The 22,342-nt window shown below is 42.4% G+C and carries 28 protein-coding genes; 9 read left to right on the top strand and 19 right to left on the bottom strand.

Going from position 1 to position 22,342, the window contains the following annotated elements; genetic code table 11:
* Nucleotides 1-34 precede the first annotated feature (34 nt).
* The 6 genes from ICN29_RS08820 to ICN29_RS08795 form a co-directional block, all read right to left on the bottom strand.
* A complete protein-coding gene (locus tag ICN29_RS08820) occupies nt 35-1,015 on the bottom strand; it encodes a quinone oxidoreductase family protein (protein ID WP_216132345.1) in 981 nt (326 codons plus the stop codon).
* Nucleotides 1,016-1,052: 37 nt separating this feature from the next.
* Nucleotides 1,053-1,487, bottom strand: a complete 435-nt coding sequence (locus ICN29_RS08815) for a DUF2452 domain-containing protein (protein WP_216132342.1) — start codon at nt 1,485-1,487, stop codon at nt 1,053-1,055.
* 30 nt (nt 1,488-1,517) lie between these two features.
* Nucleotides 1,518-2,051 (bottom strand): superoxide dismutase family protein, encoded by a 534-nt coding sequence (locus ICN29_RS08810; protein ID WP_216132339.1) that lies wholly within the window; start codon nt 2,049-2,051, stop codon nt 1,518-1,520.
* 94 nt (nt 2,052-2,145) lie between these two features.
* Complete coding sequence (locus ICN29_RS08805; RefSeq protein WP_369411661.1) at nt 2,146-2,697, bottom strand: DUF3833 domain-containing protein; 552 nt, start codon at nt 2,695-2,697, stop codon at nt 2,146-2,148.
* A complete protein-coding gene (locus ICN29_RS08800; protein WP_216132336.1) occupies nt 2,698-3,249 on the bottom strand; it encodes a chalcone isomerase family protein in 552 nt (183 codons plus the stop codon).
* On the bottom strand, nt 3,246-3,656 hold the full coding sequence (locus tag ICN29_RS08795) for a thiol-disulfide oxidoreductase DCC family protein (protein WP_216132333.1): 411 nt from the start codon (nt 3,654-3,656) through the stop codon (nt 3,246-3,248). Before ICN29_RS08795 ends, ICN29_RS08800 begins: the two co-directional genes overlap by 4 nt.
* A gap of 62 nt (nt 3,657-3,718) precedes the next feature.
* On the opposite strand from ICN29_RS08795, the gene ICN29_RS08790 reads away from it, so the two are divergent.
* From ICN29_RS08790 to ICN29_RS08775, 4 genes are all read left to right on the top strand, one after another.
* On the top strand, nt 3,719-4,093 hold the full coding sequence (locus tag ICN29_RS08790) for a DUF2237 family protein (protein WP_216132330.1): 375 nt from the start codon (nt 3,719-3,721) through the stop codon (nt 4,091-4,093).
* A 327-nt stretch (nt 4,094-4,420) separates the two neighbouring features.
* Entirely contained in the window at nt 4,421-5,665 is a 1,245-nt protein-coding gene (locus ICN29_RS08785; RefSeq protein ID WP_216132327.1) for a TAXI family TRAP transporter solute-binding subunit, read from the top strand.
* A gap of 167 nt (nt 5,666-5,832) precedes the next feature.
* Entirely contained in the window at nt 5,833-6,138 is a 306-nt protein-coding gene (locus tag ICN29_RS08780) for a c-type cytochrome (RefSeq protein WP_216132325.1), read from the top strand.
* A gap of 95 nt (nt 6,139-6,233) precedes the next feature.
* The gene (locus tag ICN29_RS08775) at nt 6,234-6,869 is read left to right on the top strand and encodes an NAD(P)H-dependent oxidoreductase (RefSeq protein WP_216132322.1); all 636 of its coding nucleotides are present in this window, start codon (nt 6,234-6,236) and stop codon (nt 6,867-6,869) included.
* Nucleotides 6,870-6,881: 12 nt separating this feature from the next.
* Here the strand turns inward: ICN29_RS08775 and ICN29_RS08770 are convergent, their stop codons facing one another.
* From ICN29_RS08770 to ICN29_RS08760, 3 genes are read right to left on the bottom strand one after another with little or no spacing between them, the layout of a single operon-like run.
* A complete protein-coding gene (locus ICN29_RS08770; RefSeq protein ID WP_216132318.1) occupies nt 6,882-7,850 on the bottom strand; it encodes a tripartite tricarboxylate transporter substrate-binding protein in 969 nt (322 codons plus the stop codon).
* 26 nt (nt 7,851-7,876) lie between these two features.
* Complete coding sequence (locus ICN29_RS08765; RefSeq protein WP_216132315.1) at nt 7,877-8,776, bottom strand: NAD(P)-dependent oxidoreductase; 900 nt, start codon at nt 8,774-8,776, stop codon at nt 7,877-7,879.
* Nucleotides 8,776-9,153 (bottom strand): carboxymuconolactone decarboxylase family protein, encoded by a 378-nt coding sequence (locus tag ICN29_RS08760; protein WP_216132312.1) that lies wholly within the window; start codon nt 9,151-9,153, stop codon nt 8,776-8,778. The genes ICN29_RS08765 and ICN29_RS08760 overlap by 1 nt, the downstream gene beginning before the upstream one ends.
* Before the next feature lie 238 nt (nt 9,154-9,391).
* Here ICN29_RS08760 and ICN29_RS08755 point away from each other — a divergent pair, with 238 nt between their 5' ends.
* On the top strand, nt 9,392-10,540 hold the full coding sequence (locus tag ICN29_RS08755; protein ID WP_216132309.1) for a lactonase family protein: 1,149 nt from the start codon (nt 9,392-9,394) through the stop codon (nt 10,538-10,540).
* Nucleotides 10,541-10,646: 106 nt separating this feature from the next.
* Here ICN29_RS08755 and ICN29_RS08750 read toward each other — a convergent pair whose 3' ends face one another.
* The gene (locus tag ICN29_RS08750) at nt 10,647-10,964 is read right to left on the bottom strand and encodes an alpha/beta hydrolase family protein (protein WP_216132306.1); all 318 of its coding nucleotides are present in this window, start codon (nt 10,962-10,964) and stop codon (nt 10,647-10,649) included.
* Nucleotides 10,965-11,083: 119 nt separating this feature from the next.
* On the opposite strand from ICN29_RS08750, the gene ICN29_RS08745 reads away from it, so the two are divergent.
* Both ICN29_RS08745 and ICN29_RS08740 read left to right on the top strand, forming a co-directional pair.
* Nucleotides 11,084-12,049 carry a Bug family tripartite tricarboxylate transporter substrate binding protein gene (locus tag ICN29_RS08745; protein ID WP_216132303.1) on the top strand — a complete coding sequence of 322 codons (966 nt, stop codon included), beginning with the start codon at nt 11,084-11,086 and terminating at the stop codon, nt 12,047-12,049.
* A 3-nt stretch (nt 12,050-12,052) separates the two neighbouring features.
* Entirely contained in the window at nt 12,053-12,463 is a 411-nt protein-coding gene (locus ICN29_RS08740) for a 5-carboxymethyl-2-hydroxymuconate Delta-isomerase (protein WP_216132301.1), read from the top strand.
* A gap of 18 nt (nt 12,464-12,481) precedes the next feature.
* Here the strand turns inward: ICN29_RS08740 and glsA are convergent, their stop codons facing one another.
* The 5 genes from glsA to ICN29_RS08715 all read right to left on the bottom strand — a co-directional run bounded on the left by glsA (nt 12,482) and on the right by ICN29_RS08715 (nt 17,776).
* Nucleotides 12,482-14,230 carry a glutaminase A gene (glsA, locus tag ICN29_RS08735; RefSeq protein WP_216132298.1) on the bottom strand — a complete coding sequence of 583 codons (1,749 nt, stop codon included), beginning with the start codon at nt 14,228-14,230 and terminating at the stop codon, nt 12,482-12,484.
* Between the two features lie 342 nt (nt 14,231-14,572).
* Nucleotides 14,573-15,820 (bottom strand): MFS transporter, encoded by a 1,248-nt coding sequence (locus ICN29_RS08730; protein WP_216132295.1) that lies wholly within the window; start codon nt 15,818-15,820, stop codon nt 14,573-14,575.
* Between the two features lie 156 nt (nt 15,821-15,976).
* Entirely contained in the window at nt 15,977-16,855 is an 879-nt protein-coding gene (locus ICN29_RS08725) for a hypothetical protein (protein WP_216132293.1), read from the bottom strand.
* 111 nt (nt 16,856-16,966) lie between these two features.
* Nucleotides 16,967-17,146: a hypothetical protein gene (locus tag ICN29_RS08720; protein WP_216132290.1), complete on the bottom strand. Its 180-nt coding sequence runs from the start codon at nt 17,144-17,146 to the stop codon at nt 16,967-16,969.
* Nucleotides 17,147-17,167: 21 nt separating this feature from the next.
* Nucleotides 17,168-17,776 (bottom strand): alternative oxidase, encoded by a 609-nt coding sequence (locus ICN29_RS08715; protein WP_216132287.1) that lies wholly within the window; start codon nt 17,774-17,776, stop codon nt 17,168-17,170.
* A gap of 182 nt (nt 17,777-17,958) precedes the next feature.
* Between ICN29_RS08715 and ICN29_RS08710 the strand changes: the two genes are divergently transcribed.
* Entirely contained in the window at nt 17,959-18,654 is a 696-nt protein-coding gene (locus tag ICN29_RS08710; protein WP_216132284.1) for an SDR family NAD(P)-dependent oxidoreductase, read from the top strand.
* 20 nt (nt 18,655-18,674) lie between these two features.
* Here ICN29_RS08710 and ICN29_RS08705 read toward each other — a convergent pair whose 3' ends face one another.
* Genes ICN29_RS08705 through ICN29_RS08695 form a run of 3 tightly spaced genes read right to left on the bottom strand, consistent with a single transcriptional unit; the run spans nt 18,675 to nt 20,640 of the window.
* Nucleotides 18,675-18,830 carry a DUF2256 domain-containing protein gene (locus tag ICN29_RS08705; protein ID WP_216132281.1) on the bottom strand — a complete coding sequence of 52 codons (156 nt, stop codon included), beginning with the start codon at nt 18,828-18,830 and terminating at the stop codon, nt 18,675-18,677.
* 8 nt (nt 18,831-18,838) lie between these two features.
* On the bottom strand, nt 18,839-20,374 hold the full coding sequence (locus ICN29_RS08700; RefSeq protein WP_216132278.1) for a cryptochrome/photolyase family protein: 1,536 nt from the start codon (nt 20,372-20,374) through the stop codon (nt 18,839-18,841).
* The gene (locus ICN29_RS08695) at nt 20,371-20,640 is read right to left on the bottom strand and encodes a TIGR03643 family protein (protein ID WP_216132275.1); all 270 of its coding nucleotides are present in this window, start codon (nt 20,638-20,640) and stop codon (nt 20,371-20,373) included. Before ICN29_RS08695 ends, ICN29_RS08700 begins: the two co-directional genes overlap by 4 nt.
* A gap of 60 nt (nt 20,641-20,700) precedes the next feature.
* Between ICN29_RS08695 and ICN29_RS08690 the strand changes: the two genes are divergently transcribed.
* On the top strand, nt 20,701-21,048 hold the full coding sequence (locus tag ICN29_RS08690) for an HNH endonuclease (protein WP_216132272.1): 348 nt from the start codon (nt 20,701-20,703) through the stop codon (nt 21,046-21,048).
* A 471-nt stretch (nt 21,049-21,519) separates the two neighbouring features.
* Here ICN29_RS08690 and phnX read toward each other — a convergent pair whose 3' ends face one another.
* Nucleotides 21,520-22,341 (bottom strand): phosphonoacetaldehyde hydrolase, encoded by an 822-nt coding sequence (gene phnX / locus ICN29_RS08685; protein ID WP_216132270.1) that lies wholly within the window; start codon nt 22,339-22,341, stop codon nt 21,520-21,522.
* Nucleotide 22,342 lies beyond the last annotated feature (1 nt).

Raw genomic sequence — 22,342 nt, 5'->3', positions numbered from 1 at the left:
ATAGTCAAAATTAAACAGGTGAAGCCTGGTACTACTAAGGAATCATGACAATAGCGCCAGAGACCTTTCTGCCTTCGGCCGCACGATGAGCATCAGCAGCTTGCTCTAAAGGGAACTTAGCGCCAATTTGAACCTTAACGTAACCCTTGGCAATCGCATCAAACACAGCCTTTGCATTCTCTTGTAGCAATGCATGTGTAGCGTTATGAGGAAATACAGAAGGTCTTGTTAAAAACAGACAGCCCTTCTTATTCAAAATCTCGGGCTGAATTTCAGGGGCAGGTCCTGAAGCAGCGCCAAACAAAGCTAAAGTTCCAAAAGGCGCAACGCAGTCCAATGAACCCATGAAGGTCGTTTTAGCAACAGAGTCATAAACTACATTTGCCTTTTTACCGCCAGTTGCTTTTAAGAATTCTTCAACCCAATTTGGCTGCGAGTAATCAACTACCGCATCACACCCTGCTTCTTTAGCTACAGCTACTTTGGCTTGTGAACCAACGCTACCAACAACAAATGCGCCAAGTGCTTTTGCCCAGCCAGCCAAAATTTGGCCAACGCCACCAGCAGCGGCATGCACTAAAACAATATCGCCTGCTTTTACTTTGTAGGTTTTTTGAATAAGGTACTGAGCAGTCATCGCTTTAAAGAACACTGCTGCTGCAACTTCATCAGAAACATTACTTGGCACTGGCACTAACTTATCAGCAGCAACATTACGGGCACTTGCATAAGCTCCGATGCCGGCATTCATATACATCACACGATCACCAACTTTGAGGCCTGCCACACCATCACCTAAAGCCTCAACTACGCCCACAGCTTCATGACCAAGACCCGTCGGTAGATCGAGTGGGTAATATCCTGAGCGCTGATAAATATCAATGAAATTAAAACCAATGGCAGTCTGGCGAATTTGTACCTCACCTTTACCTGGAGGAGGTAATTCTTTATCAATCACCTTAATGACATCGGCACTACCCAATTCGGAAAGACTAACTACTCGAGCTTTTGTCACGTGTTACCTTATTTATTATTGTTAAATAGAAAAAATATCATACAGTAAGAGCATCTTCTTCAACCACAGCCCAAGTACTGTCCCCTAACTTCTTTACCGCCATAGAATAAGTCCACGCATCTGGAATGCCACAACTCCAGTCTTTCGGTCCATTCTGAATCAACAGATTGATTGCGTTTCTGCTGTCGTAATATAGGTGATAAATTTTTCCATGAATTGGATTAAAACCAAATTTCGCGCTATGCACCATCTCAGTAGCATCGAGCCTTGCCTGCAGAGCCCGTGCTTGTTTCATTAAAACCTCTGCCTGCTCCATGATGCGCTCATACTCTTGCTTTGCATTTTGGCGCGCAACATTTACTGCCTTGTCTTTTTCTTCAACTACCTTAATAGGAGCAAATACAGGGGCTCCAACTTCCATTGGATATTCAATCCCGGCATGTCTAGCTGGATCGGTATCTTCTATTCTCATTAAAACCCCTGCATATCCTAAAGTGATAACTTACTTAATCAAGCCACAAGCAATTCGGGGGCCTGAATTACCAGCCGGCTGAGACTTATAGTCATCAGGATCTCGATGCACTACAACCGAGCGACCTACAACTCCAGTCGGGCCTGTATTGACAGCAAAACCATGCATTGTGGCTGTGTAAGTAGCATTACCATTCGCATCTGACTTAATGTTCGGCATATCGCCAGCATGGTTCATGCCACTATTGGGCATCCCATGGGCTTTGGTATCAGGATTAAAGTGGCCACCCGCACTAGTAGCATCGGGCGCAGAGCAATCCCCTTTTTCATGCACATGAAAACCTTGCTCAGAATTTGGCTTTAATCCAGCAAATTTTCCGTTGACTAAAACATTGCTACCTTGCCAGGTAAAAGTCACTTCACCTGTTGCTTTAGATCCAGATCTAGAATCTAAAGTCGCACTCGCTTTTTGACCTGTGCCCTGCTCCATGGATTGGCAAGCAACCAAGGTTAAAAGTCCTGCTACAGATAAACCAATCGCTACCTTCTTTAATTTTGTGCTCATACTAGTCTCCATGGGTTTTAAAGTTTTCTAGGTGTACTATCAGCGCCTTATATATTGCCTCACAGAAAGTGTGACACAAAATCGGGGCGTCTGCTTAGCGCTTATAAAAGCTCAAGGTGACCTCCCCAAGCTCTATGCCAAACTTGCTCATTTTGGCCTTATTGAGCATGACCTTTGGACTTACAAGGTACATCCAGTCATTAAATTGCATGTGGTAAATCGTACCGTCTACTGGCAAGGCTAGGGTATAAGTCCAATTCAGAGCATTACCCGCTAAATCACCTTGCGCAACACCTATGACATCATCCGCCCTACCAATGTATTTTCCTGGAGATTGCTCAGTCAAGGTCCAAATACGTTTTTGCTTAGTCCCATCGGAATAATCAAAGCTCTCATCTAGAGTGCCAACTTTCTTACCATCAACTACTTTCCAGTCTGCTTTGATAAGCACTGTAAACCGCTTCTTTACCTCGCCACTGCGGTCTGTGAAGATTCCGTATGCATCAATCGTCCCTGAAAAATACTCACTGAGATCTAATGCAGGTTTCTCATTTGCATACTGCTGGACCTGAGGACCCGAACAGGCAAGTAAAAACAGTGCACAAGCGATTGTTGCGAGAAACCTCAGGGGGAAATATTGATTCACTTAACAAGCCTCATTAAAAAGTGGTGGTGGACAACCTTGACCTAGCAATTCATTTCGCAACTTTGGTGCGCTCGTTTTAGGATCTAGCCAAATGCCAAAGAAAGCCTTTGAAAATTCTACGCCAGTAATTTGAGCGATACGTTTGCCATCATGATAAAAAATGGTTCCCTGCTTTGGTAGATAGACAGCTGTCAAAGTCTGGCCAGATTCAATATTAGGGAAAATACTTGCAAGCTCTTTGCCCCATAGCGCTACCTGCGTATCGGGAACGCCCATTTTTTTCATTTCCTCAGCGCTGCCATTAGCGATAGCAACACCGGTAAATGATTTGTGATATCGAATATCAATCGCAAACTCCTGGGAAGTCGGAGCGCCTGCACGATAAAAAGAGGCATCGTAAATATGAAACCCCCACCAATTTAGTCTGCCAGTACCCTGAAGTTTTGCGGGGTTTAATACGCTATCAAGATAAGTGAGATCTCGAGCAATGCCGCTGGAAGCGAATACAGTAATGACAGCACAACAAGCCAACAGGATCTTGAATACTCTCATGAGATGCCCTTTGAGGATGTTGCCTTCACCAAACGCAGGGCTGTTGGACCAAATAATCTAGAAATGGCATGGCGATTTTTAGCAAAGAAACGGTAAGCCACCTGCAAGGTCGCTTGCAATGATTCTCTTGAAAATATCCACGTTAAGAATGGCAGATTGGCCCTGCGGTATGCCTCTGAAAAAACAGTCACACCCTGGATTAAAACGCCATTGTCATACTGCCCATACATCGCCACTAAGGCCTCGTCACAAGAAATGCCAATCTTGGCTGAATCAAAGTACTCAGAATTAATATCCACAAAATCTAATAGCCCAGCCTGATTTCTTCTGGATAAAAACAGAATCTCGGCTTGGCATAAAGGGCAGGCACCATCGTAAAAGAGAGTCAGCTTTTCTAATGTGTTCATGGCTCAGCAAGTTTAAGCCTTATTGAATAAACTGGCTGGTACCCACACTATCGAAAGATGCTATGCAAAAAGAAGTTGCCTTAAACGTATTTGGAGAGCCCCTCATCCCCTGTTCCTTTGAGCCACTTACTGGCTTCTTTAGGGATGGCTGCTGCAAAACCAATGAAGAAGATGTTGGTAGTCACTTAGTTTGCGCTGTGGTAACAAAAGAATTTTTACAATTTAGTCTTGAAAAGGGCAATGACCTTATCACCCCTAGGCCTGAGTACCAATTTCCCGGACTAGTTGCTGGAGATCAATGGTGTCTCTGCATTACTCGCTGGGTAGAAGCTCTCAATGCACACTGCGCTCCTTTAATTAGACTAGAGAGCACTCATATCAATGCACTAGATACAGTAACCCTAGATATTTTGCGTCAATATTCGAGCGAAGTGTGAAGGCTTATTGATGAATGAGAGGTTAGATTCTGCTGGCTGAGTGGTGATATAGGCAAAAACACATGCGGCAAGGATTAACAATACCCCGACCCAAAAGGTCCATGTTTTAGAATTTTCTTTCAAGCTAGCTCCTCTTTTTTTATATAGTGAATCTATTTTGCCTTGAAATGCTGCTGAATGCCCCTTTTTAGGGATAAAGCTATAGGGGTCAAAAATAGGTCTTAGACAAACATCAACTCCCTCCTATAAAATGTATAAAAATTATCACGAAGCAGGCAAAGTATGAAAACACTACTGAACTCAAAACCTAAATACATTTGGTATTTGATGGTTGGAATTCTTATTGCTGCAATACTCATCACTTACTTCACGATTTCTACCCTGCCTAACTCCCTCAAAATTGCCGCAGGACAACCCGGTAGCTATTTTTATGAAACTGCTGAAATTTATAAAGAGGAATTAGCCAAGCAGGGTGTTGTACTTGAGATTATTCAATCTAAAGGTGCTGCAGAAAATCTTACCCTCCTAAGTGAAGGTAAAGTAGATCTTGCCCTTGCTCATGGTGGCCTTACTACTAAAAAAGAATCCCCAGATTTGGTTTCCCTTGGTAGCATTTCTTATGAGCCTTTGTGGGTATTCCAAAGAAAAGGCACTAAAGTCATCACGGATCTTTCGCAACTCAAGGGTATGAAAGTTGCTACTGGGGTAGAGGGCACTGGCGTAGAAGTAATCGCTAAAAGTCTATTCACTGCAGAAGGTGTCAATAAAGGGAATACGACCATTCTGCATATGAGCATGAAAGAAGCTGCAGACCGTTTAATTAAGGGCGACATAGATGCTGCCGTCTTTATGGATCCTCCAGAGAATGAAAAAATCCGCGAATTTTTTAGCAGCAGCGCAATCAATGAAGCAAGCCTCCAAGAATCGGAGGCGCTTAGACGTCGCTTTCGCTACTTACATGTCATCAAGATTCCCCCTTCAGGAATCGATCTAGCATTAGAGCAGCCACACTCTGAGCTACTAACTATTGCACCAACAGCTTATTTAGCAGCTAATGAAAATTTAGATCCTGCACTTCAATATCTACTCCTCAGCGTCATGGATGCAGTTCACCATACTCCTACGCTGATTAGCGATGAGGATGAATTTCCATCAGATAAAGATGTAGATTTAACACTGAGTAAGGATGCAGAAATCTATTACAAAAAAGGTAAGCCATTTTTGCAGCAGTATTTACCATTTCAATTGGCAAGTATCATTGAGCGCTTAATCAAATTCTTATTACCATTGCTGTTGTTAGCTTACCCAATCGTTGCTTATACCCCAACTGTATATAACTGGCACTATCGCAATAAATTAAGTAAACGGTATGACACACTCGTAGAGATTGAACGGCAACTGGATAATAACCACTCCAATAAATCTGGAGCTGAATTTGAAGCCATGCTTGCTGATGTTGAGAAAAAACTTAATGTGGAAAAAATTCCCAGCAACTTTACTAATGAGGTCTTTATTCTTCGAGAGCATATTGAGTTAATGCAAAGAAAAATTCAAAGAAAAATGCAGGGTTAGTCTAGTACAAGTTAAGCCTGCAGTACAAAATCCTCATTAGTCAATAAATACCAACCTACGGGTTGGTATTTTTATTTAGACCCTCGCTATATGATCTAAGTCAATCTTGGGCACCTATAAAGAACTAGGATGGGATATGGCATATCGCCATTAAATTGGATCCATCTATGAAAAGTTTTTACTTCTTCACACTTGCTTTGTTACTTTTAATTACTGGTAACGCACATGCCGATCGTCAGCTTGCCATTCGCAATGGTTGTATGAGCTGCCATGCCGACACTGATCTGGACGGACCCTCCTGGCCCGAGCTTGCAGCTAAATATGAGAAATATCAAAGCCAAGTAAATGCCGCGACTATTCAAGGAGAAAAATTAAGGCAAGGGAAGTTATTTAAGAATATCAAGGCGCACAAAAAATTAAGTCCTACTAGTGCAACTGAGCTGATGCAATGGATTATTGATGGCGCCAATTAATTCAGATACCTCATTAAAATGTCACACCAAACAAAATATTTCAACTTAAATTAAACTTATCATTCTTTTTACCAATTGAATCTAAAGGAATTTGAATGAGTCTGATTGATAAGCTACAGTGGCGCTATGCTACCAAAAAGATGGATCCGGCAAAAGTTGTGCCACAAGATAGAGTGGATCACATTCTTGAAGCCATTCGTCTGACAGCTAGCTCTAGTGGATTGCTGCCTTATGAGGTGCTAGTGATCACGAATAAAGAGATCCGTGAAAAAATAAAACCCATTGCGAACGGCCAATCTCAAATCATCGATTGCTCACACTTGCTCGTCTTTGCCGCTTGGGACAACTACACTGCTGAGCGCATTAACGATGCATTTGATATGACCGAAAAGATCCGTAACTTTACTAGCGAAGTGGGTACGGCTTATCGCAAGATGCTTCTTAAGGTCTATCCAGCAAGAGATGCTGAGATCAATTTCACGCATGCTGCGAAACAACTCTATATCGGCCTTGGTACCGCACTGATTGCTGCCGCTGAAGAGCAAGTGGATAGCACTCCCATGGAAGGATTTGATCCACAAGCACTTGACGCTCTCTTGAACCTCAAAGCAAAAGGTTTGCGCAGCGTTGTTATGCTGCCCTTAGGTTATAGACAAGTAGATGAAGATTGGTTGCTAAGCCTCAAAAAAGTGAGACGGACAAAAGAAAACTTTATTCGCTGGATAAAGTAAATCCACATAATTTTACTGAGGCTTAACGCCAGCGTTTTTCATGGCAACTTTCCATCTCTCAATATCAGTTAACAAGAATTTAGTTGCGTAACTAGGATTAGCTATTGCAGGAGTTGCCACAGAAGCATCCATTTCGCCAAAGCGACGCACCAAGCCTGGATCTTTCAACGCATTATTTAATGCCTTTGTTAATCGATCAATAACCTGCTTGGGAGTATCTTTAGGTGCATATAAAGCATGCCACACCGATAATTGGAAACCAGGCATGCCAGATTGGCTAAATGTGGGTGTCGTAGGTAATGAGCTGATACGCTCTTTGCTTGCTACAGCAAGTGCCTTGATACTGCCCGCACGAATATGTTGCAAAGTACTTGCTGGCTGATCACAAATCACATCCACCTGCCCTGCCAACAAATCATTGAGTGCTGGCCCAGTTCCCTTATAAGAAACCGAGACCCAGGATACTCCCAGGGTTGATTTCATCATCACTTCGCACAAATTTGTTGTAGCCCCAACGCCTGCATTAGCAAAATTCACTTTGTCAGGATTGGCTCTTACATAATCAATAAAGCCTTGAAGCGACTCTGCTGGGAAATCTTTTCTAGCAACCAGAACCATTGGCACATCAGTGACCATGCCAATAGGCATAAAGTCAGTAGCCGGGTCATAAGGTAATTTGGCATACAGTGCTGGTGCAGATGCTTGAGCCATGTTGTGGAAAAGCAAGGTATATCCATCGGGGCTTGCTTTTGCAACCTTGGCCGCACCAATGGTTCCGCCAGCACCACCAGAGTTTTCAACAATGACAGCTTGCCCTAAATCTTTAGACATCGATTGAGCCAAAACTCTACCTAATACATCTGTAGATCCACCAGGCGGGTATGGCACAACAATCGTAACCTGCTTTTCAGGATAGCCAGCAAACGCCAGAGATACTGAAAAACAACTGATCGCCAAAAGAAGTTTGTAGATGATTTTCATAAATTTCCGATCACATTATTACTAGATTAGAGAGCCCGAGATCTTACATAGTCATACATGGCCGTATGATCTGCGCCTTTACCCAACTTCTCATCTGCTTCTTTGGCGGTAAGAACGCATTGCTTAGCTAAATTTGCATAGCAATTCATATTCTCAATAAAGCTCAGTGCAATTTGCACATCTTTACGCATTAAAGCCAAAGAGAAGCCAGAATTAAAAGCATCATTTAACATAAAATTTTCAACTTTATTTTCAGTCGTATTATTTCGACCAGTTGAAGCATTAAATACCTTATTCACTATATGAGGGTCTAAGCCAAATTTATTTGCTGCATTTAACGCCTCAGAGGCAGCAATCAATCCAGCTGCAGATACATAATTATTTAAAGCCTTGACTGCATGTGCTGCACCTGCGTCGCCAACATGGACAATGCTCTTACCCATACATTCAAGTAAGGGTTGAAGTTCATTAAAGTGCTCTTTTTTTCCACCAACAATAATTGCTAGGGATCCATCAATCGCCTTTTTCACTCCCCCAGATACTGGTGCATCAATAAACTTGATGCCTAACCTCTCTAATTGATGGTTATTTTCCTTAGATGAGATGGGGCTCGATGAGCTCATATCTATCAAATAACTGTTTTTACTTAGCTTGCTAGCAATACCTGCAGGCCCATTACTACCCCATAAGACAGCATCAATAATTGAGCTATCAGGCAACATCAAAATGGTGATATTAGCGCCTTCGATTGCTTGCTCAGGAGTGGATGCAAACTGAAATCCTTTGTCATCTGAAAACTTCGCGGCAACTTCTTTACTCAGATCAAACCCAACAATCTGATATCCAGCCTTTAGGAGATTCTTGGCCATTGGGACCCCCATCAGCCCCAAGCCTATAAAAGCAATCTTTGTATCAGATGACTTCATTAGATGCCCATTTCCTTAAATACTTCTTTAGCTACACGGAAACTATCAATGGCCGCTGGAACGCCGCAATAAATCGCAACTTGTAAAAATACCTCTTGAATCTCTTCTTTTGTTAAGCCGTTATTAATAGCTCCCCTGACATGCAACTTCAACTCATGTGGGCGATTGAGCGCTGCAATCATTGCGAGATTTAAAAAGCTACGTGTTTTTCTCTCTAAACCTGGACGATTCCAAATCTCATTCCAGCAATACTCAGTCACCAACTCTTGCATTGGCATATTGAATTCATCCGCATTTTTGAGTGAAGTCTCAACATACTCAGCCCCAAGCACTTCTTTACGGGTTTTTAATCCTTTTTCAAACATCTCGCGATTCATAGCTTCTCCTAGTTATTTATTATTTTTTCATTAAATGTGATTAATTGATTGGTAGACTTTTTATCAGTAAATGATATTACCTCTTTTTCTCCAGCCAACTCTATCGAGCTCTCACTCTAAGGGCAAATTGGCATAAAACTAATGGAAGATACCAATACTCTCAAGGCAGGAATAACCATTATTCTGAATTCATAATAATGAATAGAAACTCAATAAAAATACTAAGGGGAGAATGATTATGAAAACTATATTTGGAAAGTTAGCTTTTGCAATATCCGGAATGACAATAGCAAGCACGGCATATTGTGGTACTTATGTCTATATTTCGAATATTGAAGATGCCGATATAGCAGCTTATGAACTCACAACTGCGCCAAGTCCGCACTTAAATTCGATTGGACGATTTCCTGCTGGAAAATTTGCAATGCCAATGGCCGTAACACCGGATGGCAAAAATTTATATGCCTCCGTGCGCTCTAAGCCCTTTTCTTTATACATGTATCAAATTGATCAAACCAATGGACAACTAAAATGGACTGGTGCAGTCCCCTTAGCCGATAGCATGGTTAGTGTATCGACTGATAAAACTGGTAAATGGTTATTAGCAACCTCTTTTGGGGGCCACAACAATAGCGTTAACCAAATACAAGCAAATGGTTATGTCAATCCCGTTCCAGCTGAAGCATTCCCAAGCGGAGGTAAAAATCCGCACGCAATCGTATTTGATCAGACTAATAAGTTTGTCTATGTACCCCAGCTAGGTACAGATGAAATCAAAATTCATACATTCAATGCATCTCAAGCTAAACCTCTCTCAGAGACATCAAGCTCTGTAGCTCTTCAAAAACAACAAGGTCCGCGACATATTGTTATTTCAGCAGATAATCAATTTGCCTATGTCATTACAGAGATGACTGGCGAGGTAGTGGTCTTCTCTCGGGATATCAAATCCGGGGCATTGACTCAAATTCAAGCTGTATCTAGCCTTCCAAGCGACAGTAAATTAGTGCCTGGCAGACCAAGACCTCCGACCGGCTCACCCGAAGCAACTGCCTTTGATGACTCCAATATGATTTTCTGCGCTGAAATCAAATTGACGCCTAACGGTAAATTTCTCTACACATCAGAGAGAACTAAGAGCACATTAAGTGGCTTTCAAGTTGATCCTCAAACAGGCAAAGTAAAGTATCTATTTACCGTCCCTACGGAAGAAATGCCAAGAGGATTTAATGTTGATCCTAGCGGCCAATTTTTAGTTGCCTCCGGCCAAAAGTCTGACAAGGTATCCCTCTACTCTATCAATCAAGCGAATGGTGAATTAAATCTGATTGAAAGGGTTGCTGGCGGCAAAGGAGCTAACTGGGTCACTTTCGTTAAAACAAAGTGAAATGATTCTTCTCAACACTAAAGCCACCCTTGGGTGGCTTTTTTATTTGCAAAGCATTCATCAGCGAGTCCTGAGGACTGGAATCTAGGACATAAGATCACTGTATTCATTTTTTCAGCGTGCTTAAAAACTGCTTGATTGCTTTATTTTGCACTTCATTCTCATTGGGCGTCACTCCAGCGCCTGAAAGATGTCCCATGGGTGCGACTTCATTGATTGCAACATATTTCACACGAGGTATGTATTTTGCTGACTCCTTGGCATCAGATTCTGGATTTAGCAAATCCCCAGTCCCCGCAAGAATCAGAGTATTTGCTTTAATAGACTTCAGCGCAGCAATCGTATCGCCATTAAAACCCTTTGTTTGTCCAATGTCATGGCGGTCATAAGCGCGAGATTGCCAAATCCAATCATTTGCATCCATCCGCTTCCAAGAAGCAACTAGCTCTTGATCCCAGGGCCAAAAGGTGATGAATCTACGACAGAGGTAGAATCAATCAAAATCACTTGATGAAAGCGCCTCTAATGATTCTCCATTCCCTAATGAAGAGATTGGTTATTGCAATTGCCATTGTGAGCAGTAGTATGGCAATAGCACAGACTCAAAATACATACCCTAAGGGCTCAATTAAAATTGTTGTGCCCTACTCTGCCGGCGCCGTAACGGACATGCTCGGCCGAATTATTGCGATGGGCTTAAGCGAAAGCTTCGGCGTCAGCGTTATTGTCGAGAATAAGGTTGGTGCAGGAGGCACTATTGGAACTGAACAAGTCGCAAATGCACTCCCCGATGGAAATACCTTGCTCTTAGGTGCCACTGGTCCAGTCTCCGTTGGCAAGGCTCTTTATACCCAGCTTCGATATGACCCCGCAAAAGATCTAACACCAATTGCAATCATCACGCGCGTACCCTTTGTTGTAGTTGTTCATCCTGATCAACCATATAAGTCAATTGCTGATTTAGTAGCTGCAGCAAAAGCAAAGCCAAATGATATTGTTTACGGCTCAGCTGGCAATGGGACACCGCAACATATCATCGGTGAGATGTTTAAGCAGTCGACCAACGTACAGTTAATGCATGTTCCCTATAAGGGCTCCGCCCCCGCAACTACCGACCTGCTTGGCAATCAGGTTCCACTAATGTTTGATAACCCTGGTCCATTGATGCAGCATATTCGCAATGGCAAACTGCGGGCACTTGCTCAAACTGGGGAGCGCCGTTCAGCTGCGCTGCCAGATGTTCCAACCATGCGAGAGGCCGGTGTAAATGGCCTGGTTGCAGCACCATGGTATGGAATTATGGGGCCTGCGAATCTGCCTCCCCCCATTACCGACAAACTTAATAAAGAAATTAACGCAGTACTACGCCGTCCTGATGTCATTGCTCGTATGCAAGAAATGGGTCTAGTTCCAACGCCAATGTCGCTTCCAGAAGTCCGCCAATTTTTGACTAATGAAGCTAAGGTTTGGGGAGATGCCACTCGAAAATCAAACGCAACGGTGGACTAAAAAATGCCTCACATTACTTTGCAAGTCCCATCATCTCTGAAAAATACAGTTGACTGGAATGAACTATTTAAGAATCTTCATCGCAAGCTAGCAAATGCAGGCTACGGACGCTTGGATGATTTTAAAAGTCGCACAATTATTCTTGATTGCTGGCAAGTTGCCGATAGAGATGAAGATGCGCTCTTTTTATTTGCAACTCTTGAAACTATGAACCCCCGCCCACCCGAGATGATTAGAGCGATGGGCGCAATGATTTGCGAGACACTAGAAGAGAAATCAAGAGAAATTGCTAAGGGGAAGTGGTTGCAAGTTTGTGTAAAAGTTGGTGGCACGCTGCCTGAAGATTATTTCAAAGTTCATTTAAATGCCCCCTCGCTTAAACCTGGAAATTTTCAAGCAGGTGAAACAGCTTAGAAAGCTTTTGCTACTAACTTATCTGGCTTGTTTGCGTTTAAATCGATTAATTTCTAAATCAACTATACCGGCGTATATACCTAATGCTTCAGAAATTCTGAGAAGCATATCGTACTCTTCTGTCTCTACCTCACCGTCAGCACAGGCGACACGAAAAACGGATTCAAAAATAATTTCTCGGCCATTATCGTCCAAAGCTTCTTTCTCAGAAGAGAGGTTTTTTAGCGTAACATCAAATGGTGAAACTGTTTCAGCCAAAGCTTTTGACTGGCGAGCTAGAGCAAAATCTCTCAGCTCCGATCGCGCAATCTTTGTACCAACAATTTCTTCCAACACATTTTTGATGACATCCAATTCAATATCTGTGTCGGCAATGCATATATCAACCATAGTAGTCATAGCCAAATCATAAATTTTAGTTGCGTAGCGATCGCCATAGGATAGAGCCCAACGTATATCACTTAAGTCACGCTGTTTCTGATTATGCTGAGACTCTCTTGGGTCAAACTTACAGCCAGTTCTGCCTCCTGAAAGACTGTCGTACATATGAAAAGTAAACCGATCTACCAGTTTGTGACAAAAAGCTACTCCACGAACTGAATTGCCATAAGTATCGAGACGCGGAGAGAATGTCGCAAAACCCATTACATTAGGTACTACCGCCATGACAGCGCCAGCAACGCCAGACTTTGCAGGCAAACCTACCTCAAATAGAAACGTTCCTGCGTTGTCATACATTCCTGAAAACTGCATTACTGCTAATGTCTTCTTAACAATTTCAGCGGATAACACTTGTTTTCCAGTAATAGGGCAAATGCCACCGTTAGCCAGAGTAGCTGCAGCTACCGATAGCATTGATGATGTCATCTCAATACTGCAACAAGATAGATATAACTCAATCATCTTGTTCAAATCTACATCACGCGGCAGCCCCTTGTTTCCTTGCAGCAAGTAGGCTATTGCAAAATTATTATGGGCAGTAGAAAGCTCGGACTCCATAGTTTCCTGGCTAAAATTCACTACCTCTGACTCTCCGCTCAGAGCAAACCAAAAATCCATAATGTCTTGAGTGAGCTCCCTAGCAGACTTTTCAGGGCTACCAGATGCTATTAAGGCTGCCACCATTAGTGCGCCAGCATTTACAGATGGATTAAAAGGTCGCCGATCAGGCATTAGACGCAAATCATTGAATGGGGAACCGGAGGGTTCAGTACCAACAAATTGATGGGTAAAGTCCACTCCCTCTTTATTTAAAGCATATGCATAACTAAGGGGCTTAGAAACTGATTGGATGGAGTGGTAAACATCTACATCTCCGATAGAATACCGCTGGCCACTAACAGTGCATAAAGCAACGCCCCACTTTTCAGGATCAGCATCTCGGAGAACCGGAATGTAATTAGCATTCCTTCCACTATGATTAGGATCAACCTCATTAAAAATTTTCAGAATTATCTGACAGAATTCCTGCCATTCTGGAATGACTAATTGATGACTTAGTATCTTTTTTACTGCCAGCAGCTCTTCACGCACAATTTCAGTAAACGCATCTATATCTATGGGTTTATTTTTATATTCCTCAAGTCGAGTTCGCATAGTGCGTAATCGATAATCATCTAAGCTAAGTCCGCACTTTGCAATCCTCTGTTGAATCGTTTCTATAGAGGCAATATTGTCATGTGCAACCAGATCAAAAAGAGATTGAATTTGATGAGTGCTCGGGGTCGAGGTCAAGTAACGATCTTGATTGCTTAATGTATTCATCATCTAATCCATTGGTAAAAATATTAATTTATTTTGGCCATCGTTAATATTTGACAGATAGTACCTTTAAAAAATGTCTGTAATTAGCCTGAATAATGGTGAAAGCCCCAAAATAGTGCAGCCCAGTGAACCGAGAAGAGGCTATCGAAGTGTTCGCAACTGTTTTTAATAAATGAATAGGCGATTCTGGTGTGCCCACAAGGTCTTGAACCTGAAGCTAAAAATGATGAGCGTAGACATTCACAGAAAACCTTCAGGATTTCAAGGGCGCATACCGTCTTTAATCGGCGCGTGAGCTTTTTTTTAGCTCATTTCAGAAATGCGAAAGAAAGGCTCTCTCGCTCCTTAGCTTTCTTTCTGATATGTTTCGGGCAAGCTTAATATCGCAATCAAAGACACTGCTGCTGCAACCATAATCATCATTGCTGGTGAAAGATCATTTTGGGTACGATGTACCATCCAAGAGGCAGCGGCCGGAGTCAGCCCGCCAATAATTCCTAAAGTCAAGTTATAGCCAAGAGCTACAACGGTTGTACGCACATGTTGCGGTGACGATTCCACCATAAAGGTTGGCATCGTACCAAGATAGGCTCCGGCAATCAGCACAAAACCGAGTTGACTCAGCTGAATGAGTAAAGTGCTGTGATGATACATGCCACTAAAAAGAGGATATGCAAATACAAAAGCTGCAATAGTCGCCGTAATTAAGATGGGTTTACGACCGATGCGATCCGATAAAGATGCGAATAAGATTTGAACTGGGATTAACGCAATCATACTCAGCGTATTCACAAAAAGCGCTTTTTCTGGCGCTATTTTATCGGCCAACTCTAACCAACTCACAATATAGACAAACAATAAATAAAACGAGACAGCAGTAAACGCCGCTAACCCTGCAAGTTTTACAAGAATCAGGCGATGATTTTTAAATATTTCAATCAGCGGGCTTTTCTTATCTGTTGAAGATTTCGGATCAGCATGCGAGTGACGACGAAGCCACAGACCCGCAAGGCCAATGAATAAGCCTAATATAAATGGTATACGCCATCCCCAAGTCTGAAGGCTCTCGGTCGACATGACAGTGCCCAGTGCGGCTCCTGTCGCTGAGCCTAATAGAATACCTAGTACCCCACCGCAGCACCCGAGGGCTCCGTTTAATCCGCGGCGGTTCTTGGCGCCACTCTCAATCATAAAAATAAGTGATGTAGTGTATTCACCGCCTACTGAGAGGCCCTGAAACATCCGGCACAGCGTCAACAGAATTGGGGCAGCAATGCCGATGGTTTCATAGCCCGGCATGATGCCAACTAAAAATGTAGGGAGCGCCATCGCCGCAATTGAGACTGTTAATGCAGCCTGTCGACTCACTCGATCGCCAATATAACCAATCACAACTCCGCCAACTGGACGCATCAGATAACCAATTGCAAAAATACCAAATGCTGCTAATACTTGAGCAACTGGATTCTCTTTAGGGAAAAAAATGTGGCCAATTGAGGTCGCAAAATAGCCATAAATAGCAAAGTCGTACCACTCAAGTACATTACCAATTGCGCCTGCAGTAATCTTACGGGCAGATGTCACATTTGACATTGAGTTTCTCCAAAAAATAAATAGTTAATCAATGTCAAGGAATGACTGGCGCTTTTCCAAACGTCTTCTTTATTAAATACAATTTGTGTAAATGCGATTACGGAAATAAACATGAATGTAGCCGCTAATGATTCTAATTGTATGGTGTGATTTTTTTCATAAGCGGGCACTTAATTGTAAAACAGAGTCATTTAAAATTTGGGGGATCTTGGCAGCCAGCGCATGGGGACTCAAAAACTGTAGACTATTCAAGAAGCCCAAGTAACCGATCTCGTTTCTAAGAGCAAGGGATTTATCTGGATAAAGTTCCTGCCACTCCTTACTGAGTTGATATGTTAGATCCAAACCCCTTTTAGGTAATGCACTAGAGAGCAAGTCAGCCTCAACTAACAACATCGCTAAACAGTCCTGATGATCTGGATTCGCAAGGGTAGCCCGATCTATTTGGCTTTGGTAAAAAGCATAGTCGGTTGCCAAAATCCATGGACTTACTGCCTCTAATATCGGCTCATACAAGCTCTGATCTGTTGAAGAGTCTAAAAAATGCTGTCGGAGATAGTCCAAGCTATTTTGTTCAATTTCATAAGGGGTCTGATTCATTAACCCTGGATGTGCAAAATCATGAGCAATCGCTGCATAGAGTAAAAGCCACTTCTCCTCTAGAGAGACATGCCAAGGATTCTTTACAGGCTGCCTCTCAGGCCATGTTTGTTGTTGCAATAGTAAATAGGAGATCATCAAACAAACGTCTTTGAAGTGTCTTCGCGAATGGTAAGCAGGCTCGGTATGAGCAAGTGCGAAGCAATCAATTTCAGCAGCAAGTTCATTGCAAAGCTTTTTAAAGGGATTGCCGAGAAAATCTTGGGTTGTCCAGAATGAAGTTTCAAGTAGGGCTTTTATGAAGGACTGAAAATCCCCACACTTACCATCAATCCACTCTAAAGTGGCTTCCAAGAACTGAGCAGAATGAGGCAGTCCCTTGGGATCCAAAAGATCATTCATAGCACTTCTGATATCTAATAAACCATTTTGCATGCTATTGAATATATACCAGATCAATCAATCCATCGAAGTAACTAATAAATAAACTACTTACGAATAATTAGATACTCAATCAAAGCAGAAAGGTCCACCTTAAGCTAAGACCTACGAGTCAGGCTTTAGCCCATCAGAATCTTCTGCTGGATTCTGATCTCTAGCTGACTGTAAATTTAGACTCGGTGCCGTCATTTTTTCACCATCCCAAACCTGACCGCACCAACACTCACCTGCAGAATTAATAATACAAACACCAGATCCACAGCAACGCTTATCAGGAGCCTTCATAACGAGACTTTCATTTTTAGACTATTTGTCATAGTCACTGGCAAATTGGTGGTTGGTATCCCGATGATGGGCTTCATCATTACGAACAGCAATCACGACATCTCGTAGGGTTGCAGTAGATTCAAGCTTCCAATAATCAATCGCAATCTTTGGGGCGGGCACATTAGGTATACGTCCCTCATCAATTTCTTTTAAATATTCAGTATAGGAATAGACTGCCTCTTCCTCAAAATAGCCGACTATACGATGTGCTGTTCTTGGAAAAAATACATAAATAATGAAAAAGAAATTCCAAAATATGGCTTGTGCAATCAAGACAAGGTAGCGCTCAAACATATTAGGCTTTGCAACCTCGATAAAAGTCATGAGATGCATTCTTTCATTCTCAGCCTCTGCTAAAAGCGTACGAATCTTTGGGCCATAGCCAACCTTCATACTACGTAGGCTCGTTAAATGAGTCCACATTCCAGCAACCATTCCTGGAACTCCTGCAACGGTTTCTAAAACAACAGCTCGGTGTCCATAGCGTTTCTTAAAAAAGGTATCCGCAAAAAAGCGCATACCTTTGGTAAAAGAGAGTGCAACTCGATCAGAGAAATCAATAGGGGTGTAGTGGGCAGTCTGTTTCATAGAAAATACTTTAAATGATTCTTCGATTTTATGCCCACATGAGAATAAGGCACCCCTAATGTACCTGTAATCAAAGGGTCCCAAGCTCACTAGCCAATGTAATAATAGGAAATCGTTGCCAAATTGGGCTAATTTAGGACTTATTGACTGTAGCGACCGAAATCCCCATTATTTAAAACACCTTGAGACTACTTCCAAATCCTTTTTGCGCACTCGTGATTGGCTCCTCTGGAACCATTGGTGGAGCGTTTTTAGAGCTACTTCAAAACAATCCATCCTGCTCAAAGGTGATAGGCATTCATCGCCATTCAGAACATAGCATTGATTACCAAAATCCAGATTCCATAGAATCTTGCGCTACAGCGCTCTCTCATGAAGGACCTTTTCACCTCATTATTAATACGATTGGAGTCCTGCATAGTAGCGATTGGATGCCTGAAAAGAGACTTGACGATCTTAACGCGGAACAACTGGCAGAACTGATGAAGATCAATGCTATTGGTCCAGCACTAACCATTCGCCACTTCTCTAAATTACTGGACCCTAAAAATAGCATCATGGTTAACCTCTCAGCCAAAGTCGGCAGTATTGAAGATAATCGACTTGGTGGGTGGTACAGCTATCGGGCCTCTAAAGCCGCTCTCAATATGCTGATCAAAACAGCGTCCATTGAATGGGCGCGCACTAAATCAAATACTGCCTTAATCGCAATGCATCCTGGCACCGTGAACTCGAGACTCTCAAAACCCTTTCGTGGCGAGCATATTGGAAGGCCTGCCAAAGATGCAACAGCAGACATGTTTCGAGTCATTGAAAATCTAAAGAAAGAAGACTCAGGAAGCTTTATCTCCTATTCAGGCGAAAAGCTACCCTGGTAGAAATAGCGCCCCTTTTACTTCTATGCCTTTGGTGCTTTTTTCCTGCATGCGTCTGAACAATATTTGACTGATTCCCAATTTTTAGCCCAAGACTTTCTCCAGCTCATTTCTTTTTTACAGACAATACAAATTTTGCTTGGTAGAAAGCTTTTATTGCCCTTAAAGGAAGTGCTCATAACAAACTCTAGAGATCATTTAGGTGGGTTAGGAGATACTCTGCATGCTCTACGATGCTCTTTTGATCCTCATCACTAATTCTTTTGAGGTTTGCGGTCATTAATCTTGTGCGTGGGCTAGCTTCAAACTGACTACGATGCTTGATTAAGAAATTCCAATACAGGGTTGTTACAGGGCAAGCCTTTTCGCCAAAGCGAATATCTGGCTTGTACTGACAAGTGCCACAATAATTACTCATTCGCTTGATGTAGGCTCCGCTAGCAATATATGGCTTACTCGTAAAACGCCCGCCATTCGCAAATAGGGCCATGCCAGCAGTATTCGGAAGCTCAACCCACTCAATCGCATCAACATAGACTGCCAAGTACCAATCACATACTTCTTTTGGCAGAATTTCAGCTAATAAGCCAAAGTTGCCAGTAACCATCAGGCGTTGAATATGATGCGCATAGCCATACTTTAGGGTTTGGCCAATAGCATCTTTCATGCAGGCCATATTGGTTTGACCAGACCAATACCACTTTGGCAAAGATCTTTGATGATCATAATAATTATCCTGAGCCATCTTGGGCATATCTAGGTAATACATGCCCCTGACAAACTCTCGCCAACCCACTATTTGACGTATAAATCCCTCAACCGTAGAAAGATCTAAGGAGTATTTTTTCCAGGCTTGCAAAACAGCCGCAATCACTTCACGTGGGTTGAGTAACTTCAGATTAAGCGAGCTCGAAAGAATGGAGTGCCAACCAAACGGAGTATCAGTCCACATAGCATCCTGAAATACTCCAAAATTTCTTAAACGGTATTCTACAAAGTAATCGAGAGCCTCCAGAGCCTGAGCTCGAGTTACCGGCCACCGAAAATGATCTAAGGACCCAGGATGACCCGAATAGTTAGCGTTAACAAACTCAAGAACCTCTTTGGTAACTAGATCTGGCTCAAATAGAGCTAGAGCCTCGATAATGCCGGGACCCTTTTTAGGATAGGGCTTGCGGTTATCTTGATCAAAATTCCACTGCCCGCCCTCAGGGTTTCCTTCGGAATCAAGCAATATATTGTGGCGCTTACGCATTAAGCGATAAAAGTACTCCAGACGTAATTCTTTTTTATCAGCTACCCATTCAGAAAACTCTTGATGAGAACAATAGAAGTGATCGTCCTCGCGCATCTCAAGCCTGAGAGATAGTTCTCTTGCCAATTCTTCTATGTGCTGCTTTAAGCGCCATTCACCTGGTTCAACACAGATCAGATGTGTAATTCCATCTGTAATCATTTTTTCTTTTAAGGTCTCAACAATTGATAGAGGTGAGCCCTGAATGTATTCGAGAGGGTAATGAAGCTCTCTGAGACTTTGGGCAAAGTGCCGCATAGCCGATAAAAAGAGAGCAATCTTCGCTTTATGAGACCAGACGTATTTGGCCTCTGGAATGGATTCAATCATGAATACTTGGTCAGTCTTGAAATCAAAATCTCTGAGAGCGGCTCCGCTTAAATCAAGCTGATCTCCCAGAATCAGAACTAACCTTTTAATGGGCTTCATTTATTTTTGTATTGCGTTGGGCAATAGGCGCGATCAACCAGCTTACTTCGAAGAGCGAAATGCTTTGTTGCCCTGCCAGTCACCCGCTTGCGCCACAACTCAAAGGAACCTCGTTTAAGCTCATAGCGCATTAATTGAATTACTTGGGACTCGGATAAGCCAAAGGATTTTTCGATTGCATCAAATGGAGTGCGGTCTTCCCAAGCCATCTCAATCAGGCGGGATATATCGGATGCAGAAAGTATTTTTGATGAAAATTTTGGCACTATGCAAGTTTATGACTTATTTAATAAACTTGTACGACACATGAATATTACAAAAATCATATGATTGGGAAAATTCGCCAGAAACTGATTTCGCTTGCGCCAACGCCGCGCCTAAAAGTGGTAGATATGGTCTGCCCTATTTGTAACCGCCCTATCCCTGACTCCCAAAAAGATGCTCATCACTTAGTACCTAAATCCAAGGGCGGAAAAACTTCCGAGTATCTGCACCGTATTTGTCATCGCCAAATACATGCCCTCTTTACCGAAGCTGAATTAGCTGTGCAATTTAATACTGCTGCAGCACTTCAGGAGCACCCTGAGATGCAACGATTTATTCATTGGGTCAAATCAAAACCTAATCACTTTTATGAAAAATCTCGTAAAAGTTCTCGCTTGAAAGAAATATAAACCTTACCTACGGTATAGCTCTAAAGACAAAACCCCCACCATTTCTGATGAGGGTTTGCTTTTCTGGTGGGCCCACCAGGACTTGAACCTGGGACCAAAGGATTATGAGAGCAGATATCCAAAGAAAACCTCTAGCATTTCAAGAGGTTACGTCTCTTAAATATCGGTGTGTGGGCTTTTATGTGACTAGATTAACAAGATCACAACAAACACTTTCTCACTCTTTGGTTTTTGAAACCACAGGATTTTTGGAGCAACCATCCAACACTTCGTTGCTCCAAAGTGCTCTTATGTAAAGTAGGTAGGCGTTACTTTAAGTAACGCTTAATTTGCTGATAATAACTAAGGATCGAATCTAGACTTTAGTGGACGCTGTCTCTGCCGACAAATTAGAAAGCAAACATCACTTACCTAACTATCTACAAAATAATCCTCTGAATCAAAATTCAGAGGATTATCTTTTCTATCGATCTAGTTGCTGTAAGAGTTAGGCTTTTCACCTAAATCTAGGCGTTTATTAATTTCATCAATGACGGGTAATAAATCTGCAACGGAATCAATCACGAAATCAGGCTGCATTTCTTGCATATTTGCTCTCGCTAAATTTTTCAGGCGCTCAGCTTCACCGACTGGCAATGCATCTAACTCCTCAAGAGAGAGGCCAAGCGTATTTCCACTAACTGCGACGCCAACAGTCCAGCAGCCAAATGACTTACCCTCTTCAATACCTGGCTGCGTATCATCTACCTTAATGAATGAAAGCGGGTTATCCAAACCTAGTTGTCTGGCGCATTTAATCATCATTTGAGCGGAGGGTCGACCCAACGGAGTATCTCCTGAATAAGAGAAGACATCAACTTCATACCCTTGTTCTTTAGCTATTGGCAGTAACAAATCTAAGAGCTCTCTGGTATATCCAGTTGTTGAGCCAATTTTAATATCACGCTCACGCAATGCTTTGGCTAGCGTAGCTACTCCTGGAATTAATTGACCACACTCTAGGATGCTTACCTTATTCATCGGTACAAAAACATCTAACAGTCGATCAACATCAGCATCAGTATGAGATATTTCATGAATCTCAAGCCATTGACTTTGAATTTCAGGAAGATTTAATAAGAAATTGATATGCTCCCATTTGCTTATTCCCATTGGAATGCGGGCTTGAGCAATAGTCATCTCAATGCCTTCAGACTCGAATAATTTGACGAAAGCACCCATAGGAGCTCTGCTGCCATAATCGACCGTCGTTCCGGCCCAATCAAAAATAACTGCTTTCACTGAAGTTTTCATT

The organism is Polynucleobacter nymphae (assembly GCF_018882155.1).
Classification (GTDB): domain Bacteria; phylum Pseudomonadota; class Gammaproteobacteria; order Burkholderiales; family Burkholderiaceae; genus Polynucleobacter; species Polynucleobacter nymphae.
This window is presented reverse-complemented; position numbering and strand designations above follow the sequence as displayed.

What these genes read in the sequence shown, in the direction of transcription:
- ICN29_RS08810 (WP_216132339.1), bottom strand. Translation starts at nt 2,051, where the DNA reads ATGAGCACAAAATTAAAGAAGGTAGCGATTGGTTTATCTGTAGCAGGA.
- ICN29_RS08740 (WP_216132301.1), top strand. Translation starts at nt 12,053, where the DNA reads ATGCCTCACATTACTTTGCAAGTCCCATCATCTCTGAAAAATACAGTT.
- ICN29_RS08715 (WP_216132287.1), bottom strand. Translation starts at nt 17,776, where the DNA reads ATGAAACAGACTGCCCACTACACCCCTATTGATTTCTCTGATCGAGTT.
- ICN29_RS08760 (WP_216132312.1), bottom strand. Translation starts at nt 9,153, where the DNA reads ATGAATCGCGAGATGTTTGAAAAAGGATTAAAAACCCGTAAAGAAGTG.
- glsA (WP_216132298.1), bottom strand. Translation starts at nt 14,230, where the DNA reads ATGATGAATACATTAAGCAATCAAGATCGTTACTTGACCTCGACCCCG.
- ICN29_RS08705 (WP_216132281.1), bottom strand. Translation starts at nt 18,830, where the DNA reads ATGAGCACTTCCTTTAAGGGCAATAAAAGCTTTCTACCAAGCAAAATT.
- ICN29_RS08720 (WP_216132290.1), bottom strand. Translation starts at nt 17,146, where the DNA reads ATGAAGGCTCCTGATAAGCGTTGCTGTGGATCTGGTGTTTGTATTATT.
- ICN29_RS08730 (WP_216132295.1), bottom strand. Translation starts at nt 15,820, where the DNA reads ATGTCAAATGTGACATCTGCCCGTAAGATTACTGCAGGCGCAATTGGT.
- ICN29_RS08690 (WP_216132272.1), top strand. Translation starts at nt 20,701, where the DNA reads ATGATTGGGAAAATTCGCCAGAAACTGATTTCGCTTGCGCCAACGCCG.
- ICN29_RS08775 (WP_216132322.1), top strand. Translation starts at nt 6,234, where the DNA reads ATGAGTCTGATTGATAAGCTACAGTGGCGCTATGCTACCAAAAAGATG.
- ICN29_RS08770 (WP_216132318.1), bottom strand. Translation starts at nt 7,850, where the DNA reads ATGAAAATCATCTACAAACTTCTTTTGGCGATCAGTTGTTTTTCAGTA.
- ICN29_RS08815 (WP_216132342.1), bottom strand. Translation starts at nt 1,487, where the DNA reads ATGAGAATAGAAGATACCGATCCAGCTAGACATGCCGGGATTGAATAT.
- phnX (WP_216132270.1), bottom strand. Translation starts at nt 22,341, where the DNA reads ATGAAAACTTCAGTGAAAGCAGTTATTTTTGATTGGGCCGGAACGACG.
- ICN29_RS08795 (WP_216132333.1), bottom strand. Translation starts at nt 3,656, where the DNA reads ATGAACACATTAGAAAAGCTGACTCTCTTTTACGATGGTGCCTGCCCT.
- ICN29_RS08755 (WP_216132309.1), top strand. Translation starts at nt 9,392, where the DNA reads ATGAAAACTATATTTGGAAAGTTAGCTTTTGCAATATCCGGAATGACA.
- ICN29_RS08725 (WP_216132293.1), bottom strand. Translation starts at nt 16,855, where the DNA reads ATGCAAAATGGTTTATTAGATATCAGAAGTGCTATGAATGATCTTTTG.
- ICN29_RS08800 (WP_216132336.1), bottom strand. Translation starts at nt 3,249, where the DNA reads ATGAGAGTATTCAAGATCCTGTTGGCTTGTTGTGCTGTCATTACTGTA.
- ICN29_RS08700 (WP_216132278.1), bottom strand. Translation starts at nt 20,374, where the DNA reads ATGAAGCCCATTAAAAGGTTAGTTCTGATTCTGGGAGATCAGCTTGAT.
- ICN29_RS08745 (WP_216132303.1), top strand. Translation starts at nt 11,084, where the DNA reads ATGAAGAGATTGGTTATTGCAATTGCCATTGTGAGCAGTAGTATGGCA.
- ICN29_RS08765 (WP_216132315.1), bottom strand. Translation starts at nt 8,776, where the DNA reads ATGAAGTCATCTGATACAAAGATTGCTTTTATAGGCTTGGGGCTGATG.
- ICN29_RS08780 (WP_216132325.1), top strand. Translation starts at nt 5,833, where the DNA reads ATGAAAAGTTTTTACTTCTTCACACTTGCTTTGTTACTTTTAATTACT.
- ICN29_RS08785 (WP_216132327.1), top strand. Translation starts at nt 4,421, where the DNA reads ATGGTTGGAATTCTTATTGCTGCAATACTCATCACTTACTTCACGATT.
- ICN29_RS08790 (WP_216132330.1), top strand. Translation starts at nt 3,719, where the DNA reads ATGCAAAAAGAAGTTGCCTTAAACGTATTTGGAGAGCCCCTCATCCCC.
- ICN29_RS08750 (WP_216132306.1), bottom strand. Translation starts at nt 10,964, where the DNA reads ATGGATGCAAATGATTGGATTTGGCAATCTCGCGCTTATGACCGCCAT.